Source organism: Lactobacillus sp. ESL0684 (assembly GCF_029392675.1).
In the GTDB taxonomy this organism is placed as follows: Bacteria; Bacillota; Bacilli; order Lactobacillales; family Lactobacillaceae; genus Lactobacillus.
In genome coordinates this window covers 1,390,721-1,406,013 of record NZ_CP113941.1, presented here as the reverse complement: position 1 = coordinate 1,406,013, position 15,293 = coordinate 1,390,721, and the positions used below count along the sequence as shown (strand labels likewise).

The 15,293-nt window shown below is 36.9% G+C and carries 14 protein-coding genes; 9 read left to right on the top strand and 5 right to left on the bottom strand.

The window, feature by feature from the left end:
- The first annotated feature begins 14 nt into the window (after positions 1–14).
- The 7 genes from celB (OZX56_RS06805) to OZX56_RS06775 all read left to right on the top strand — a co-directional run bounded on the left by celB (OZX56_RS06805) (position 15) and on the right by OZX56_RS06775 (position 6,805).
- Positions 15–1,373, top strand: a complete 1,359-nt coding sequence (celB, locus tag OZX56_RS06805; protein ID WP_277139378.1) for a PTS cellobiose transporter subunit IIC — start codon at positions 15–17, stop codon at positions 1,371–1,373.
- Positions 1,374–1,423: 50 nt separating this feature from the next.
- Positions 1,424–2,704: a PTS cellobiose transporter subunit IIC gene (celB, locus tag OZX56_RS06800; RefSeq protein ID WP_277125964.1), complete on the top strand. Its 1,281-nt coding sequence runs from the start codon at positions 1,424–1,426 to the stop codon at positions 2,702–2,704.
- 96 nt (positions 2,705–2,800) lie between these two features.
- A complete protein-coding gene (locus OZX56_RS06795) occupies positions 2,801–3,661 on the top strand; it encodes an ROK family protein (RefSeq protein ID WP_277139377.1) in 861 nt (286 codons plus the stop codon).
- A gap of 101 nt (positions 3,662–3,762) precedes the next feature.
- The gene (locus OZX56_RS06790) at positions 3,763–4,230 is read left to right on the top strand and encodes a DNA starvation/stationary phase protection protein (protein ID WP_277125966.1); all 468 of its coding nucleotides are present in this window, start codon (positions 3,763–3,765) and stop codon (positions 4,228–4,230) included.
- A gap of 110 nt (positions 4,231–4,340) precedes the next feature.
- The gene (gene rpiA / locus OZX56_RS06785; protein ID WP_277139376.1) at positions 4,341–5,036 is read left to right on the top strand and encodes a ribose-5-phosphate isomerase RpiA; all 696 of its coding nucleotides are present in this window, start codon (positions 4,341–4,343) and stop codon (positions 5,034–5,036) included.
- A gap of 111 nt (positions 5,037–5,147) precedes the next feature.
- Positions 5,148–6,068 carry a nucleoside hydrolase gene (locus tag OZX56_RS06780; protein ID WP_277139375.1) on the top strand — a complete coding sequence of 307 codons (921 nt, stop codon included), beginning with the start codon at positions 5,148–5,150 and terminating at the stop codon, positions 6,066–6,068.
- Between the two features lie 11 nt (positions 6,069–6,079).
- Positions 6,080–6,805 carry a GntR family transcriptional regulator gene (locus OZX56_RS06775; RefSeq protein ID WP_277139374.1) on the top strand — a complete coding sequence of 242 codons (726 nt, stop codon included), beginning with the start codon at positions 6,080–6,082 and terminating at the stop codon, positions 6,803–6,805.
- An 89-nt stretch (positions 6,806–6,894) separates the two neighbouring features.
- Here the strand turns inward: OZX56_RS06775 and OZX56_RS06770 are convergent, their stop codons facing one another.
- Positions 6,895–7,668 carry a DeoR/GlpR family DNA-binding transcription regulator gene (locus OZX56_RS06770; RefSeq protein ID WP_277139373.1) on the bottom strand — a complete coding sequence of 258 codons (774 nt, stop codon included), beginning with the start codon at positions 7,666–7,668 and terminating at the stop codon, positions 6,895–6,897.
- A 257-nt stretch (positions 7,669–7,925) separates the two neighbouring features.
- Here OZX56_RS06770 and OZX56_RS06765 point away from each other — a divergent pair, with 257 nt between their 5' ends.
- Together OZX56_RS06765 and OZX56_RS06760 are read left to right on the top strand one after the other, a co-directional pair.
- Entirely contained in the window at positions 7,926–10,325 is a 2,400-nt protein-coding gene (locus OZX56_RS06765; protein WP_277139372.1) for a phosphoketolase family protein, read from the top strand.
- Positions 10,326–10,520: 195 nt separating this feature from the next.
- Positions 10,521–13,190, top strand: a complete 2,670-nt coding sequence (locus OZX56_RS06760; RefSeq protein ID WP_277139371.1) for a calcium-translocating P-type ATPase, PMCA-type — start codon at positions 10,521–10,523, stop codon at positions 13,188–13,190.
- A 93-nt stretch (positions 13,191–13,283) separates the two neighbouring features.
- Here OZX56_RS06760 and OZX56_RS06755 read toward each other — a convergent pair whose 3' ends face one another.
- The 4 genes from OZX56_RS06755 to OZX56_RS06740 all read right to left on the bottom strand — a co-directional run bounded on the left by OZX56_RS06755 (position 13,284) and on the right by OZX56_RS06740 (position 15,282).
- Positions 13,284–13,427: a hypothetical protein gene (locus OZX56_RS06755; protein ID WP_277139370.1), complete on the bottom strand. Its 144-nt coding sequence runs from the start codon at positions 13,425–13,427 to the stop codon at positions 13,284–13,286.
- Positions 13,428–13,644: 217 nt separating this feature from the next.
- Positions 13,645–13,794, bottom strand: a complete 150-nt coding sequence (locus OZX56_RS06750) for a bacteriocin (protein ID WP_277139369.1) — start codon at positions 13,792–13,794, stop codon at positions 13,645–13,647.
- A gap of 26 nt (positions 13,795–13,820) precedes the next feature.
- The gene (locus OZX56_RS06745; protein WP_277139368.1) at positions 13,821–15,017 is read right to left on the bottom strand and encodes a CPBP family intramembrane glutamic endopeptidase; all 1,197 of its coding nucleotides are present in this window, start codon (positions 15,015–15,017) and stop codon (positions 13,821–13,823) included.
- Positions 15,018–15,114: 97 nt separating this feature from the next.
- Positions 15,115–15,282 (bottom strand): ComC/BlpC family leader-containing pheromone/bacteriocin, encoded by a 168-nt coding sequence (locus tag OZX56_RS06740; protein WP_277139367.1) that lies wholly within the window; start codon positions 15,280–15,282, stop codon positions 15,115–15,117.
- Positions 15,283–15,293 lie beyond the last annotated feature (11 nt).

Below are 15,293 nucleotides of genomic sequence, written 5' to 3'. Positions count from 1 at the left end.
AGGAGAGGTTTATCATGACAAATACTACAAATCAGTCATTTAAGGATAAAATGGCTGCTGTAATTGGAAAGTTTGCCGGATCACGCTTTGTTAGAGCAATTATGGATGCAGGGTATAGTGTTATCTCGTTTTCAATTGTTGGTGCAATCTTCTTGATTTTGACAGTACTTCCTCAGGCTTTTCCAGTTCCGGGTTTTGCTGAACTGTATGCTAGCACGATAGGACGTTTTTCCAATATCTTTCAAGCAGTTTATAACGCAACAATGGGAATTTTGGCATTAGTATTTTCTGGAACATTTGCTTATTCATATACTAAAATTTATCGCGATGAAGAACATATTAACTTAGTTCCAATGAATGGATTAATGATGTTCTTGATGGGATTTTTTATTACAGTACCTGAATTAGTTTGGAAAAATGGTTCAATTCAATTTGTACAACTGGTTACCAAAACTAAGATGGTTGCGGGCGGATATGAAGCTTCAACTGGAGGTATTTATCGAATTGGGGCCGTTGGAATTTTTATTGGATTGGTCATCGCTTGGCTGACAGTGCAGGTATATCGCTATACGGTAAAGCATAATTGGCAAATTAAAATGCCAGCAGCAGTCCCTACAGGAGTGGCCAATTCGTTTAGTGCAATAATACCAGCATTCTGTATCGCAGCATTAATTACAGTGATAAACTTAGCATTGGTTTTGCTAGGTACCGATTTATTTAAAGTGTTATTTGTACCATTTTCATTCATTAGTAAGATTGCGGATACTTGGTGGGGTTTCTTAATAATTATCTTTTTAATTCACTTTTTATGGTGGTTTGGGATTCATGGTGCGACAATTATTAGCTCTTTTTACACACCAATTGCGTTAGCCAATATGGCTGCGAATGTTCAAGGCAGTTCACATGTTTTTGCAGGAGAATTTTTAAATGGTTTTATTACTCTTGGAGGTTCTGGTGCCACACTGGGGTTGGCGATTTGGCTAGTATCACGAGCCAAATCGTCACAACTAAAGGAAATGGGAAAAGTTGAAATTGTTCCGGCAATCTTTAATATTAATGAACCAATCTTATTTGGATTGCCAATTGTTTATAATATTCAATTAATGATTCCATTCATTTGTGCGCCACTAGCCTCAGGAATAGTAACTTATGCAGGCTTTGCAACGGGTTTAGTCCCTAAAATCAGAGTTCAACAACCATGGCCAACACCAGTTGGACTAGGTGGATACCTTGCAACAGTTAGTTGGAAAGGTGCAGTTCTTGCAATAGTATCAGCTTTGGTAGCATTTTTGGTTTGGTATCCATTTATTAAGCATTATGATAATAAGTTACTAAAGGAAGAAAAGGAAGCTACTGTTGCACCTAAAAATTAATTATTAACAATATATTGAAAAATATTTTAGGATTATAGAAGGATACCAGAATGGTTAGTAATAAAAAATCTGACTTTTTAAATCAAAAGTTAATTCCCTTTTTTGCCAAAATATCAGGTGCACGACACATGGTGGCTTTGCGTGATGGGATGACAGCTGCTGTTCCAATGATCATTATTGGGTCAGTCTTTATGATTATTGGTCAGTTTCCTTGGCCAGGATATCTTAAGTTTATGGCCAATATCTTTGGACCTAATTGGGCAAATGTAGTCCAGTATGTCACAAATGCATCTTTTCATATTATGGGGTTAGTGGCAGTAGCAGGTATATCATATAGCTTGGCTAAGAGTTATAAAGTTGATGCCTTTTCTGCGATGATTGTCGCAATTGCAGCATTTATCTTAACAATCCCGATGCAAACAGCCAAAGATGGTAGTTTGCTGATTCCGTTGAAAGACTTTGATTCATCTGGTTTGTTTGTAGCTTTGCTAGTGGGACTATTTGTAACGGATTTATATGTTTGGTTAGTACATAAAAATTTAATTTTTAAAATGCCAGATAGTGTTCCACCAGCTGTAAGTAATTCTTTTGCAGCACTATTTCCAGGTGGTATCTCGTTATTTGTGGTTTGGTTAATTCGGATTGGCGTTGAAGCAACACCAATGAAGAGTATTCCCAATGTGGTTACTTTCTTTTTACAGGAGCCAATGAGTAAAGTTGGCAATACTTTAGGTGGAGCAATTGTAATTGAACTAGTTATCTGTATTTTATGGATTTTTGGGATTCATGGTGCCAATGCAATTTCGGGAATTATCGATCCGGTTTTGTATGCTGCACTAGCCTCAAATGCGACTGCATTGAAAGCCGGTAAGCCAATTCCTAACATTGTAACTAAAACTTTCTTTGATGAATTTGTTAGAATTGGTGGATGTGGTGCTACCTTAGGCTTGGTGATTTTGATGGCATTTTTTGCTAAGAGTAAGGAACTGAAAGCTTTAGGAAAGCTGGCAATTGGACCTTCGATTTTCAATATTAACGAGCCAGTAGTTTTTGGTTTGCCAATCGTGTTAAATTATAAAATCATTTTACCTTTTATTTTTGCTCCAATGGCTAATATTATTGTGACTTATTTTGCAATGAAGACTGGTTTAGTAGCTAAAACAATTGGAATTTATCCACCTTGGACTACACCACCGATCTTGTCTGGGATACTAGCTACTGGTCACCTTTCGGGTGGGTTAATGCAGTTATTCAGCTTGATAATGGATACTTTAATTTACTTTGGTTTCTTCAAGAGCATTGATCGAGATAAGCTGAAGCTAGAAAAATAATTATTCTTGAGTAAGACCTGATTTGCTACTAAAAATCGGGTCTTATTTTTGTTATACTAAGTAAATTAATTTATATTATGATTGTAGGGGATAAAGTTGAAATTAGCAGTTTTTGATATCGGTGGTACTACAGTAAAAACTGGGACGTTTGTCGATGGTAAGTTAACTAATCTAAGTAGTTTCCAGACGCCGAAAACACTTGGTGATTTATTTGAGCAAATGCATCGTTTTATCGATGGCAATGATATTCAAGGAATAGCTCTTAGTGCACCCGGGGATGTCGATCGCGAGAAAGGAGAAATTAAAGGCTTCAGTGCCGTACCATATTTGCATAAGCGGCCAATTTTTGCCGAAATAAAAGCTGAGTTTGGCTTACCAGTAGCTATTGAAAATGATGCTAATTGTGCTGGAATTGGTGAAATGAAAGTTGGCAGTGGCAAGGCATTTAAAAATGTGGCCTTTATTGTGATTGGCACAGGAATTGGTGGTGCTGTCTTTTTTGATGGTAAATTATATCGCGGTAAGCATTTGACTGGTGGCGAATTTGGGTTTATGACCACGGCTTCTGGGAAACTATTTGCTCAAGATGGCACCGTAGTTAATGCGACTAAGTCTTACCAAGCAGAAACCGGTAAACAAATTGATGGTAAAATGCTTTTTTCATTAGCTAATCAGGGTGATAAAACTGCGCAAAAGTTGATTAATCATGTTTATGATGTTTTAGCTGAGGCAATTACTAATTTGCAGGTTGCATTTGATTTTGATGCTTTTATCTTAGGTGGCGGTGTTTCTGCTAGAGCTGATCTTGCTATTGAAGTTAGCAAGCGGGTTAAAGCAAGACTAAGCAGGTTTCAACTAAATGAAATTATGCCAGCGATTAAGAATTGTCAACAACACAATGCAGCAAATTTATATGGTGCGGCTTATAATTTTTTAGCTGGAAATAATAATGCGTGATAGAGTTTTTTACTTTTTCATAAACAACTTCTTAGAAAAATCTGTCTCATTCTGTTAGTATAAAAATGTAAACAGAACTGTTGGAATAGGAGGAATTTTCAATGAAGTATCCTAAGACAAAAGAAGTTTTAAATCAATTGGTTGCTGACTTAACCCAAATGCATATGGTGGTTCACCAACATCATTGGTATATGCGTGGTGAACGCTTTTTGAAATTGCATCCATATCTTGATAAGGTAATGGATGAACTAGCCAATCAACAAGATTTGGTAGCTGAACGATTGATCACTCTTGATGGTGATCCAGTTTCAACTTTAAGTGATATTGCTAAAAAGACGAAGATCAAGGATGAAGAGCCTAATTGGAACGAAACGATTGATGAACGCTATGCTAAGATAATTGCTGGTTATCGTCAATTAGAGCAAGATTACCAAGAGGGCTTGGAAGTTAGCGATGAGGAAGGCGACTACTCAACTAATGACATGTTCACGACTTGTCACACTGAAGTTGAAAAACGAATTTGGATGATGTCGGCTGAAATTAATCAAGCCCCTAATATTGATAAGTAAAATAAAAATAATAAAAAGGTCAGCTTTAATTAGCTGATTTTTTTATGTCTAGCCGTAGGTTAGATTTGCTATAATAGAACTAATTTATTAATTATTTAGAAAGCAGAAAAATGGACAAGCAAGAACAAGATAAACTCAAACAAAAAGCCGCAGTTAAAGCAGCAGATCTCGTGAGATCAAAAATGAAGCTAGGCATTGGTACTGGTTCGACAGTAGCATTTTTGATTGATGAACTTGGGAAACGAAAGCAACAAGGTAATTTGAATTTATCGGCTGTGGTCACTACTTCTACTAGAAGTCAGAAGCAGTTGGAGAGCTGGGGCTTTGAAGTTGACCAGCTTGCCGCAGTTGATGAGCTTGATTTAATTATCGATGGTGCTGATCGTGTTGACGATAATTTTAACGGCATCAAAGGCGGCGGCGGCGCTCTCACTCTTGAAAAAAATGTTGCTGTAAATGCCAAAAAAGTAGTTTGGATTGTTGATGAATCCAAGCTAGTTCAGAAGCTAAGTGGCTTCGCTTTACCAGTGGAAGTTTTGCCTGTTTCGTGTGAGCAGAACTTTCAACGTTTTGCTAAGCAGGGATTAAACCCACAATGGCGCATGGCAAACGGCGAACGCGTTGTAACGCATTATGGCAATTATATTATTGATTTAAATGTTGATCCGATTCCGGTTCCCTACGGATTAGCTGATTACTTAGATCATACTGTTGGAGTAGTTGAGCATGGACTTTTCTTGAATATGTGTGATGAAGTAGTTATTGCTAAAGCAGATGGCTCGATTGTGCAACGCCAAAAAGCATAAAATTTACCAGAGTATATAGCAATTTCAGGTCTTAATTTATAATTATTAACAAGCAACAACTGTTAAGATTTGGTATGATGGTCTTAGCAAATAATTAAAAGAGGAAAATACATGACGAAAAAACCATTGATCATTAGTACCGATCCGGGAATTGACGACGCAGTTGCAATCACGATTGCCTTATTTTCAGCACAATTGGATGTTAAATTGCTTGCTGCGACCTGGGGCAATGTAGGCTTAGATAAAACTTTGGCGAATACATTAAAATTAGAAACTTTTTTGCAGACTAAGGTACCAGTTGTTGCTGGAGCGCAAAGTCCCTTATTAAGACAGCAAATTGATGCTTCAAGTGTTCATGGTGAGTCGGGAATGGCAGGTTTTGATTTTCCAGATCCTGATCAGACTTTGTTAAAATCTGGAATTGCCGCTAACGCAATTCATGAAGTCGTAGCAAGTAGCTCAGAAAAAGTAACTTTAATGCAAATTGGTCCAGCAACTGATTTTGCGCTGTATTTTAAACAATATCCTGGTGATTTAGCTAAGATTGAGCAATTAGTAATCATGGGCGGTGCAATTGGTCGTGGCAACTGGGGGCCATACAGTGAATATAATGTTGCTGGTGATCCCGAAGCTGCCCAGATAGTTTTTAGTAGTGGTATCAAGATTTTACTGGCACCACTTGAATTAGGACATCAAGCGTTTATCACGCAAGCTACACTCCAAAAAATCGCCAAGTTTGGTAAGACTGGGCAAATGCTTTACCATATCTTGACTAACTTGCATGATGAAACTGATAGTGATGGCCGCGAAATTTATGACGCTTTAGCGGCTGGAATGCTGCTTAATCCAGCAATGTATGAATTTAAGCCAGCGTTTCTTGAAGTTGATACGGGGAACTCTAAGGCCTATGGTGCATCAATCATTGATTTTGATAGCTTCTTTGGTAAGCCTAATAATGTATTAGTTGGAGTCAAGGTTGATCAAGCCGTGTTTACGGATTGGTTTGTTAAAGCGATCAGTAGAGCGAATTAGCGAGGGAACAAATGGCAGACTTTGTTTATCGTACGGTAATGCACGATATTAAACAAAATATTTTGGATAACAAATATGAAGGAATGCGTTTGCCAGATGAACGAAGTTTGGCAGAATACTATCATGTTAGTCGTTCGTCAATGAAGCGGGCGATGGAATTATTGTCACAGCAGGGAATAGTTTTCAAAAAGCGGGGAAGTGGCACTTTCATTAATCCATTATATTTAAAAAATCAATCGTTGTTTCGTTATGAAGGATCTAATCTGGGACTAACCGATAGTTTGAAGGTTCCGGGTAAGAAATTGGGGATTAAATTGCTCGATTTTCATGTAGTTGAGGCGACAGCTGAAATTGCTCAAGACCTGTTTTTAAATAAAAATGAGTTTGTTTATGAATTTCATCGGTTACGATTAATTGATCAGCAACCATTTTTGCTGGAAACTGGGTATGTACCAATTAAGATTGTACCTGAGTTAAAAGCAGAGCACTTAAAAAGTTCGTTGTTCAATTATTTAGAAGATACTCAAAATAAAGTAGTTACCAAAGCTTTTTTGAATATTACAGTTGAACCTTCAAGTATAGAAGATCAAAAGCTGCTTAAATTGCAGACTACAGAACCAGTTGGTGTAATGGCGGGAATCTTTTTTTTAGATGACGGCACACCATTTGAATTTTCAACAATGCGAATTCACTATCAGTACATGCGATTTAATACTTTTGTTAACTTGAATCAATAAAAAAGCGTTAGGATTTTGTCCTGACGCTTTTTATATAGAGTTTCCAGTAACTCTTAAATTTGGATACATTTATATTAAAAGAGGGGATATTAGTTAGCTCTTTTTTTGAGTACTGGAATAATTTGCGTATTTGTCGCAAAGTTTTGTCTGATTTCCGTTGGTAATGATGTGTCTGTAATTAACACATCAATGTTATCTAAGGGAATCGACAGGTAGGGAGAAGTATTTTGGTTGTTAAACTTGTACGCTTCGGCAATTACTACAACTTGATTGGCTCGTTGAGCAGCGATTCTGATTAATTCGGCATCACTCATTTTGGTTAAATATAAGCCATCGCTTTTAACGTTGGAGGTACCGATAAATGCAGTATTGAAATTCATCCTTTTCAAAATTTCAAGGGCACTGATAGAATAGCTGAAGCGGTGTTGCTTATCAATTTTACCACCTAATAAACGTACACTTGGCAGATTTGAACGCATCAATTCCAATGAATTATCGATGGAATTAGTGACAACTTGTAAATCCATCCCATTAATCAATTGTGATAATTTTTTAAGAGTAGTCGATGGACCGATAAAGTCACATTGATTTGGATGAACGAAGTGCTTTGCCATTTGCGCCATTTGGGTTTTGACTGGCGAATCAATCTGGTTTCTAGTTAAAAAATTGGGTACGTCATCGTGGCTTATTTCAAGTAAGCCACCGTGTACGCGAATTGCTTGACCTGTTGAAGTCAGTCGCAATACGTCTCGGCGGGCCGTATCAAAGGAAACATTGAAGTATTTAGCAAGATCCTTAGTTTCAAGTTGATGTTTTTTAGTTAATAATTGCTTAATTGCTCGTAATCGTTCTTCTTGCTTCATTGATTTTCTCCCTCAAAGTAATTTAGCATTTTTTGATGTGGAATTTAATGGTTTACTAAGTAAACTTAGCATTTTTGTAAGTACTTGTCAGCATTTGCGTATAGTAACCATTAAGTTTATCTGCTGGATGTTTTAACTTTATCACTTCGCAAAATTGGAACGCACCAATTTACTAAATGGTTGAATTTTAAATAAAATTTGTTATACTGTAAGTATTGAAAAGAAGTTAAGCAATTAATTGCTAAAGGAGAAATTAAATGGCATTTGACTACGATTCAAAGAAATACTTAGCAAGTGTAGATGCACAATGGCGTGCAGCTAATTACTTATCAGTTGGACAACTCTTCTTAATGAGCAATCCGTTATTAAAGCGTGAACTAACAGCCAGTGATGTTAAACCCAAACCAATCGGTCACTGGGGGACGATTTCACCACAAAACTTTATTTATGCCCATCTTAATCGTGCAATTAAAAAATATGATTTAGACATGTTCTATATTGAAGGTTCAGGTCACGGCGGCCAGGTAATGGTTTCTAATGCTTATTTAGACGGTTCTTATACCGAGCGTTATCCGGAAATTGCCCAAAATGAAACGGGTATGGCTAAATTATTCAAGCGGTTTAGTTTTCCAGGTGGTTCGGCTTCACACGCTGCTCCTGAAACTCCAGGTTCAATTCATGAGGGTGGTGAACTTGGTTATTCGATTTCTCATGCGACAGGTGCAATTTTAGATAATCCTGATGTAATTGCTGCAGTTGAGGTTGGTGATGGCGAGGCGGAAACTGGTCCGCTTGCAGCAAGTTGGTTTAGTGATAAGTTCATTAATCCTATTAAAGATGGTGCGATTTTACCAATTTTACAAATTAATGGTTTTAAGATTTCTAATCCGACTATTCTGTCAAGGATGTCTGATGAAGAATTGACCAAGTACTTTGAAGGTATGGGCTGGAAACCATATATTATTTCTGCATACGATGGCGGTGAGTTTGCTGGTTATAAGGACCACATGCAAGTGCATGAAGACATGGCACATATCATGGATACTGTTATTGAAGAAATCAAGGCAATCCAAGCAAATGCGCGCCAAAATAATGATGATACCTTGCCGCACTGGCCAATGATCATCTTCCGTGTACCTAAAGGTTGGACCGGTCCTAAGACCGATCTTGATGGTAATCCAATTGAAAATTCTTTCAGGGCTCACCAAATTCCAATTCCTGTTGATCAGGCTGACATGGAGCACAAGCAAATGCTGATTGATTGGCTCGAAAGCTATCACCCAGAGGAATTATTCGATGAAAATGGTGCGCCAACTGAGATTGTTAAGCAAAATTTGGTTCATGGCGATCGCAGAATGGCGATGAATCCAATTACTAACGGCGGTAAGAGTCCTAAACGTTTGAATCTACCTGACTATCGTAAATTTGCCTTAGATTTTGATAAGCCAGGATCTGTTGAGGCTCAGGATATGAGTGAATGGGCTAATTATCTAAATGAAATTGCGGAATTGAACCCAACTACATTTCGTGGTTTTGGTCCAGATGAAACTAAGTCAAACCGCTTATTTAAACTATTAGACGAACAAAAGCGGCAATGGGAAGCTGATATTCATGCACCAAATGATGAGGACTTGGCTCCAAGTGGTCGAGTAATTGATTCGCAATTGTCTGAACATCAAGATGAGGGCTGGTTAGAGGGTTACGTGTTAACTGGACGTCATGGTTTCTTTGCGACCTATGAGTCATTTGGACGTGTAGTTGATTCAATGCTTACTCAACATATGAAGTGGCTGAAGAAAGCTAAAGACCAATATTGGCGTAATGATTATCCAGCGCTTAACTTTGTGGCTACTTCGACTGTTTTTCAGCAAGATCATAATGGTTATACTCACCAAGATCCAGGTGTATTAACGCATTTATATGAAAAGAATCGTCCGGATTTAATTCATGAATACTTACCAGCTGATACTAATTCCTTGCTGGCTATTTCGCAAAAAGCTTTTAGCGATCGGGAATGTATTAATGTATTGGTAACTTCGAAACAACCTCGTCCGCAGTGGTTCTCAATTGATGAAGCAACCCGGATAGCTGAACATGGTTTGTCATACATTGATTGGGCGTCTACTGATCAAAATGCCAACCCTGATGTTGTCTTTGCTTCAACTGAAACTGAACCAACCATGGAAACTTTGGCTGCAATTGATTTATTACATCATGAATTTCCAGATTTAAAAATACGCTATATCAACGTAATTGATGTCATGAAGTTAATGAATCCTGAAGATAACCCTGCAGCTATTTCTGATGCAGAATTTGAGCAATTGTTCCCAAGTGATGTGCCAGTAATCTTTGCTTGGCATGGGTTCAAGGCAATGATGCAGTCAATTTGGTTTGGCCGTAAACGGAACAATGTCCATATTCACTGTTATGAAGAAGAGGGTGATATTACTACGCCATTTGATATGCGGGTAGTAAATGAGCTTGATCGCTTCCATCTAGCTAAGGATGCAGTAGAAAGTATCCCTCGCTTAGCGGATAAGAGTGCCGGTTTCATCAATAAGATGGATGCATTGCTTGCTAAGCATCACCAATATATCCGTGATCATGGTGAAGATATGCCAGAAGTTACTAACTGGCAATGGACTGGCTTAAAGTAGGTATGATAACGAATCACTAATTTTCCCTTGTGTAAATTAGTGATTTTCTTTATAATGAACTTAACCATAAGGGAGTAACAGCAATTACTTGCGATAAGCCCAACAGCCGAAAGATTACCTTTCTGGACTTATCTTAATTAGTGAGACTTGTGTGCGTCATGCATGTAAGTCTCATTTTTATTATAGGAGGAAAAAATGCCACAGAGTTTTTATGATCAGCCAATTGAGCAGGTTGAGGCCAAGTTAGAAACCAGTACTGCTAATGGACTAAGCACTGACCAAGTTAAGCAGCGTCAGCAAAAATATGGTCCCAATAGTTTGGCAGGTAAACAGAAAACGAGTATTTGGCAACGATTCTTGGCCCAATTCAAGGATTTTATGATCATTGTGTTAATTATTGCTGCCGTATTATCCGGATTTGTTGCTCAAGAGTGGACTGATGCGGTTATTATCATGGTAGTGGTAATGTTAAATGCGATTTTGGGAGTATTCCAAGAAACTCGTTCTGAAGAAGCCATCGACGCACTTAAAGAAATGTCGACACCCAATGCTCATGTTCGCCGCGATTCGCAGATCGTCAAGATTCCTAGTACGGAATTGGTACCTGGGGATATTGTTTTACTTGAAGCTGGAGATGTTGTACCGGCTGATTTGCGGTTAATTAGCTCAAATAGTCTAAAGATTGAAGAATCAGCGCTAACAGGAGAGTCAGTACCCGTTGATAAAAGTAGTACAACTTTACAAGATGAAAAAGTTGCGTTAGCTGACCAAGTTAATATGGCCTTTTCCAATACCAATGTCACTTACGGTCGCGGCGAAGGTATTGTCACTGAAACTGGAATGAAAACTGAAGTCGGTAAAATTGCAACTATGCTTAATAACACCGATGAAACTGATACGCCTTTGAAGCAAAATCTGAATCAATTAGGTAAGACCTTGACGATTATGATTTTGATTATCTGTGCGGTTGTCTTTGTAGTTGGCTTCTTCACTAAGCAAGGTAGTCAACCAGCTGATAAATTGGCAATTGAAATGTTCTTAGTGGCAGTTTCATTAGCTGTTGCTGCTATCCCAGAAGGTCTACCTGCAATTGTGACAATTATTCTGGCACTTGGTACTCAGGTAATGGCCAAACACAACTCAATTGTCCGGAAACTGCCTGCAGTTGAAACTCTCGGTGCAACAGACGTCATTTGTTCTGATAAGACTGGAACATTGACTCAAAATAAAATGACCGTAGAGCAACTTTTTTATGATGGACAGACGCATTCTACGCAGCAAAAAATATCAGATACTGAGCCTGCATTACTAGCAATGATTTTGGCAAATGATACTAAAATTAGCGATGACCAAAACTTATTAGGTGATCCAACAGAAACTGCCTTAATTCAATATGCTTTTGATCAGCAGCTTGATGTATTGCAATTATTGCATGATTATCAGCGTGTACAAGAAGTGCCTTTTGATTCTGAACGTAAGCTAATGAGCACGGTTAATCAGGCAGATGACAAGTATTTTGTAGCTGTCAAAGGGGCACCGGATCAATTACTAAAACGGGTCACTAAAATTGATCAATCTGGTCAAATTACACCTATTACTGATGAGCAAAAAGCTGAAATTGCAGCGGTTAATGAACAAATGGCCCAAAAAGCATTGCGGGTGCTGGGACTTGCTTATAAAGTTGTTGATCAGACATATACTGATCCAAAAACTGATAATGTTGAACAAGACTTGATTTTTGCAGGATTAGTAGGGATGATTGATCCTGAAAGACCTGAAGCCAAAACTGCTATTGCTCAAGCTAAAGCAGCAGGAATTAAAACGGTGATGATTACTGGTGATTTCCAGGTAACTGCTCAAGCAATTGCTGAGCGGTTAGGAATTTTAAATTCAGGTGAAGACGATCGAGTAATTACAGGAGCCCAACTTGACGAATTAAGTGATGCCGATTTGAGTGCGCATGTTGAAGATTACAGCGTTTATGCTCGAGTTTCACCTGAACATAAGGTGCGCATTGTTAAGGCTTGGCAAGCTAACGGCAAGATCGTAGCCATGACTGGTGATGGGGTTAATGATGCGCCAAGTTTGAAACAAGCTGATATTGGAATTGGGATGGGAATTACTGGGACTGAAGTTTCTAAGGGCGCTAGTGACATGGTACTAGCCGATGACAACTTCGCAACGATTGTTGAAGCAGTTAAGCAAGGTAGAAAAGTCTTCAGTAATATTCAAAAAGCCATTTTGTATTTGATGAGTTGTAATGTCGGAGAAGTTCTGACGGTATTTATGATGACCATGCTTGGTTGGGACATTTTGGCACCAGTGCAACTATTATGGATTAACCTGGTTACTGATACACTACCGGCAATTGCATTAGGACTTGAACCGGTAGAAAAAGGGATTATGGAGCGCCAACCAAGAGGAAAGAAATCTAACTTCTTTAGCGGTGGAGTTGCTAGTTCAATTGTTTATCAAGGAATCTTAGAAGGGGTAATTGTCTTAATTACTTACCAATTGGGCTTGAACTTTGGTCCTCATGTGGGTAATCCAAGCTTACAACATGGTGATGCTTTGACGATGGCCTTCTTAACTTTAGGCTTGATCCAGCTTTTCCATGCGATCAATTCTAAGTATGTTCACCAATCAATCTTTACTAAAAGAACTTTAGCTAATAAGTGGTTTAATTGGGCGATTTTAGTTTCTGCTATCATCATGGCTGCAGTTGAATTGCCATTTATGACTAAGTTTTTTGCGGTTACAGAACTTAACGGTTTACAATGGGGAATTGTTTTAGCAGCGGGAGTTAGCATGATTATTATTGTTGAAATAGTAAAATTATTTGAGCGTAAGCTAGGTAAGAAATAGAAATATGTGCAACTCTCTTAGATAGAGAGTTGTTTTTATTTTGACGAAAGAAAAAAGCCAGCGTTTCAAAACGCTGGCTGATAATAAGTTAATCTATTCACAAACTCCCATCATATGCAGGTGCTTCAATTTCTGTCGGCCATGCATAGTAAAGAGATCTTTTGGAGCAATGATATAGTTACTGCCTCCCCGAATACTTGATAAATTAGCAATACTTAAAGTCTTATATTTTTTCATCTAAATCATCTCCTTAAGTAAAAATATAGTTAGACAGCAAGCAAAGCATGCTGTCTTAAATTGTCTGCTACTATTTTTTTACGCTTGCCACTAATTAAGAAATACGCTAAAAAGTTAGTTTCCAAGTATAATTTACAGGTGCAGCAATCCATAATTAATAGCTGCTTGCTTTTTGTATGAAAGTCTTATAATCTTTAGCGTTACAACTTTTTAGATTTTAGTAGACAATAATAGGTATTCTCAATTTGAACTTATTTTTTTTAAACCTATGATTAAATGGATTATAGGCTGGAGCAACTACATTCTGACCACCATATATTTGTTGGGTTTCTGTTTCTGTTAGTTCTGAAAAATTTTGTTGTTTCATAATTATCTCCTTAAATAAAAATATAGTTAAACAGCAAGTAAACCATGCTGTCTTAAATTGTCTTCTACTACTTTTTTACGTTTGCCACTAATTAAGAAATAAGCTAAAGCAAAATAAATAATTGCAAAAAATAAAGTTAGTTGCCAATCATAATTTGCAGGGGCAGTCATAATCATTGTTCCAGCAGTAGTGAATCCAGAAATATCAAATAAAGTATGATAGATAATACTAATTAATAATGAACCAGTATATAAATAAATTGCAGCATATACAATACCGGAAGTGGCAGCAGATAAAGCTTGTTGAATAGTTGCATTAAATGATTGAGTACTTAAATTTGTTAGGTGCAGCAAACCAAAAGTTAAAGCGTTAAAAAATAATGCAATAACAATTTGATTTTTTTTGGTCTTAAACAATTGGAGCGATAGATTTAAAATAACAAATCTTAATAAAAACTCTTCACCTATTCCTGCTTGAATTCCTCCCAGGATAAAGTTCCATTTTAAATAAGGGATTTTGAAAGACCAACTGGTTAAAAAATTATTCCAAGAACTTGATTCATTGAATCCATTAAATGAGCAATGGTAAATTATAAATGTAATAATCAAGATCATGGGAATAAGAGATACTTTGGAATTTACTTTGAAGATTGATAATTTATATCCCCAACTCTTCATGGCAAATAAGGCTATGATAGCAAAGCTGATCGTACCGAGTATGCCACTATTGCTAATCTTGGTAAGCCAGTTAGAAGTCGAACTATTGAATACTGTGGGAGCAGAAAGAACTAAAAAGTAAATTATTATTGATATTAATATTCGTCCCCAAAAGTTTTTAATCCTAGCTAAAGCTAATTGTGTCATCGGAAGATACATAATAAGGGAATAAAGCATGGCGATAACTATACAAAAGTCTAAATTCAATACATGCGATTTTTTTATACAGATTAATATACCAGACAAGATTGTTTGTAAAGTGAATGGAATAATACAACACTCAAAGTAGAAATTTAATTGCATTAATTTTTTATGTTTAGCCGTGGTTTTTAGAAGAGTAAACTGTAATCCAGTTAACAAGAGAACAACTAAAGATATAATAAGTGAACTTTTTAAATTGTTTTTTGATGCATAGCGAGAGTTTAGTATAGTTATACAAATTGCCAAAATAAATTGTATTAAAGTTTGAACTAAATGCCATTTTCTGATTATTTTATTTCTAATCATGTATCTTCCCTTATATTTTAAAAAGAAAGTGATAAGAAAAAAATATTTCTTATCACTTAAATTTTCTTTTAGATATGTACTATATTTTGCTTTTCCATTACTTCACATAATGCATGATGATGGGAGCAGCTTCTGAAAATATATTCAAGGCTTGTCTAAGACCTTTACCGATATTGTATGCCAATTTGTTACGACCACCATGTATATTTTCTAAATCAGTTGAATCTAAAGTATTATAACTGCTTATTGTATTAATAGTTTTCATTTTTATCTCCT

What these genes read in the sequence shown, in the direction of transcription:
- OZX56_RS06755 (WP_277139370.1), bottom strand. Translation starts at nt 13,427, where the DNA reads ATGAAAAAATATAAGACTTTAAGTATTGCTAATTTATCAAGTATTCGG.
- OZX56_RS06770 (WP_277139373.1), bottom strand. Translation starts at nt 7,668, where the DNA reads ATGAAGCAAGAAGAACGATTACGAGCAATTAAGCAATTATTAACTAAA.
- OZX56_RS06780 (WP_277139375.1), top strand. Translation starts at nt 5,148, where the DNA reads ATGACGAAAAAACCATTGATCATTAGTACCGATCCGGGAATTGACGAC.
- OZX56_RS06760 (WP_277139371.1), top strand. Translation starts at nt 10,521, where the DNA reads ATGCCACAGAGTTTTTATGATCAGCCAATTGAGCAGGTTGAGGCCAAG.
- OZX56_RS06765 (WP_277139372.1), top strand. Translation starts at nt 7,926, where the DNA reads ATGGCATTTGACTACGATTCAAAGAAATACTTAGCAAGTGTAGATGCA.
- OZX56_RS06745 (WP_277139368.1), bottom strand. Translation starts at nt 15,017, where the DNA reads ATGATTAGAAATAAAATAATCAGAAAATGGCATTTAGTTCAAACTTTA.
- OZX56_RS06790 (WP_277125966.1), top strand. Translation starts at nt 3,763, where the DNA reads ATGAAGTATCCTAAGACAAAAGAAGTTTTAAATCAATTGGTTGCTGAC.
- OZX56_RS06740 (WP_277139367.1), bottom strand. Translation starts at nt 15,282, where the DNA reads ATGAAAACTATTAATACAATAAGCAGTTATAATACTTTAGATTCAACT.
- OZX56_RS06775 (WP_277139374.1), top strand. Translation starts at nt 6,080, where the DNA reads ATGGCAGACTTTGTTTATCGTACGGTAATGCACGATATTAAACAAAAT.
- rpiA (WP_277139376.1), top strand. Translation starts at nt 4,341, where the DNA reads ATGGACAAGCAAGAACAAGATAAACTCAAACAAAAAGCCGCAGTTAAA.
- celB (WP_277125964.1), top strand. Translation starts at nt 1,424, where the DNA reads ATGGTTAGTAATAAAAAATCTGACTTTTTAAATCAAAAGTTAATTCCC.
- OZX56_RS06750 (WP_277139369.1), bottom strand. Translation starts at nt 13,794, where the DNA reads ATGAAACAACAAAATTTTTCAGAACTAACAGAAACAGAAACCCAACAA.
- celB (WP_277139378.1), top strand. Translation starts at nt 15, where the DNA reads ATGACAAATACTACAAATCAGTCATTTAAGGATAAAATGGCTGCTGTA.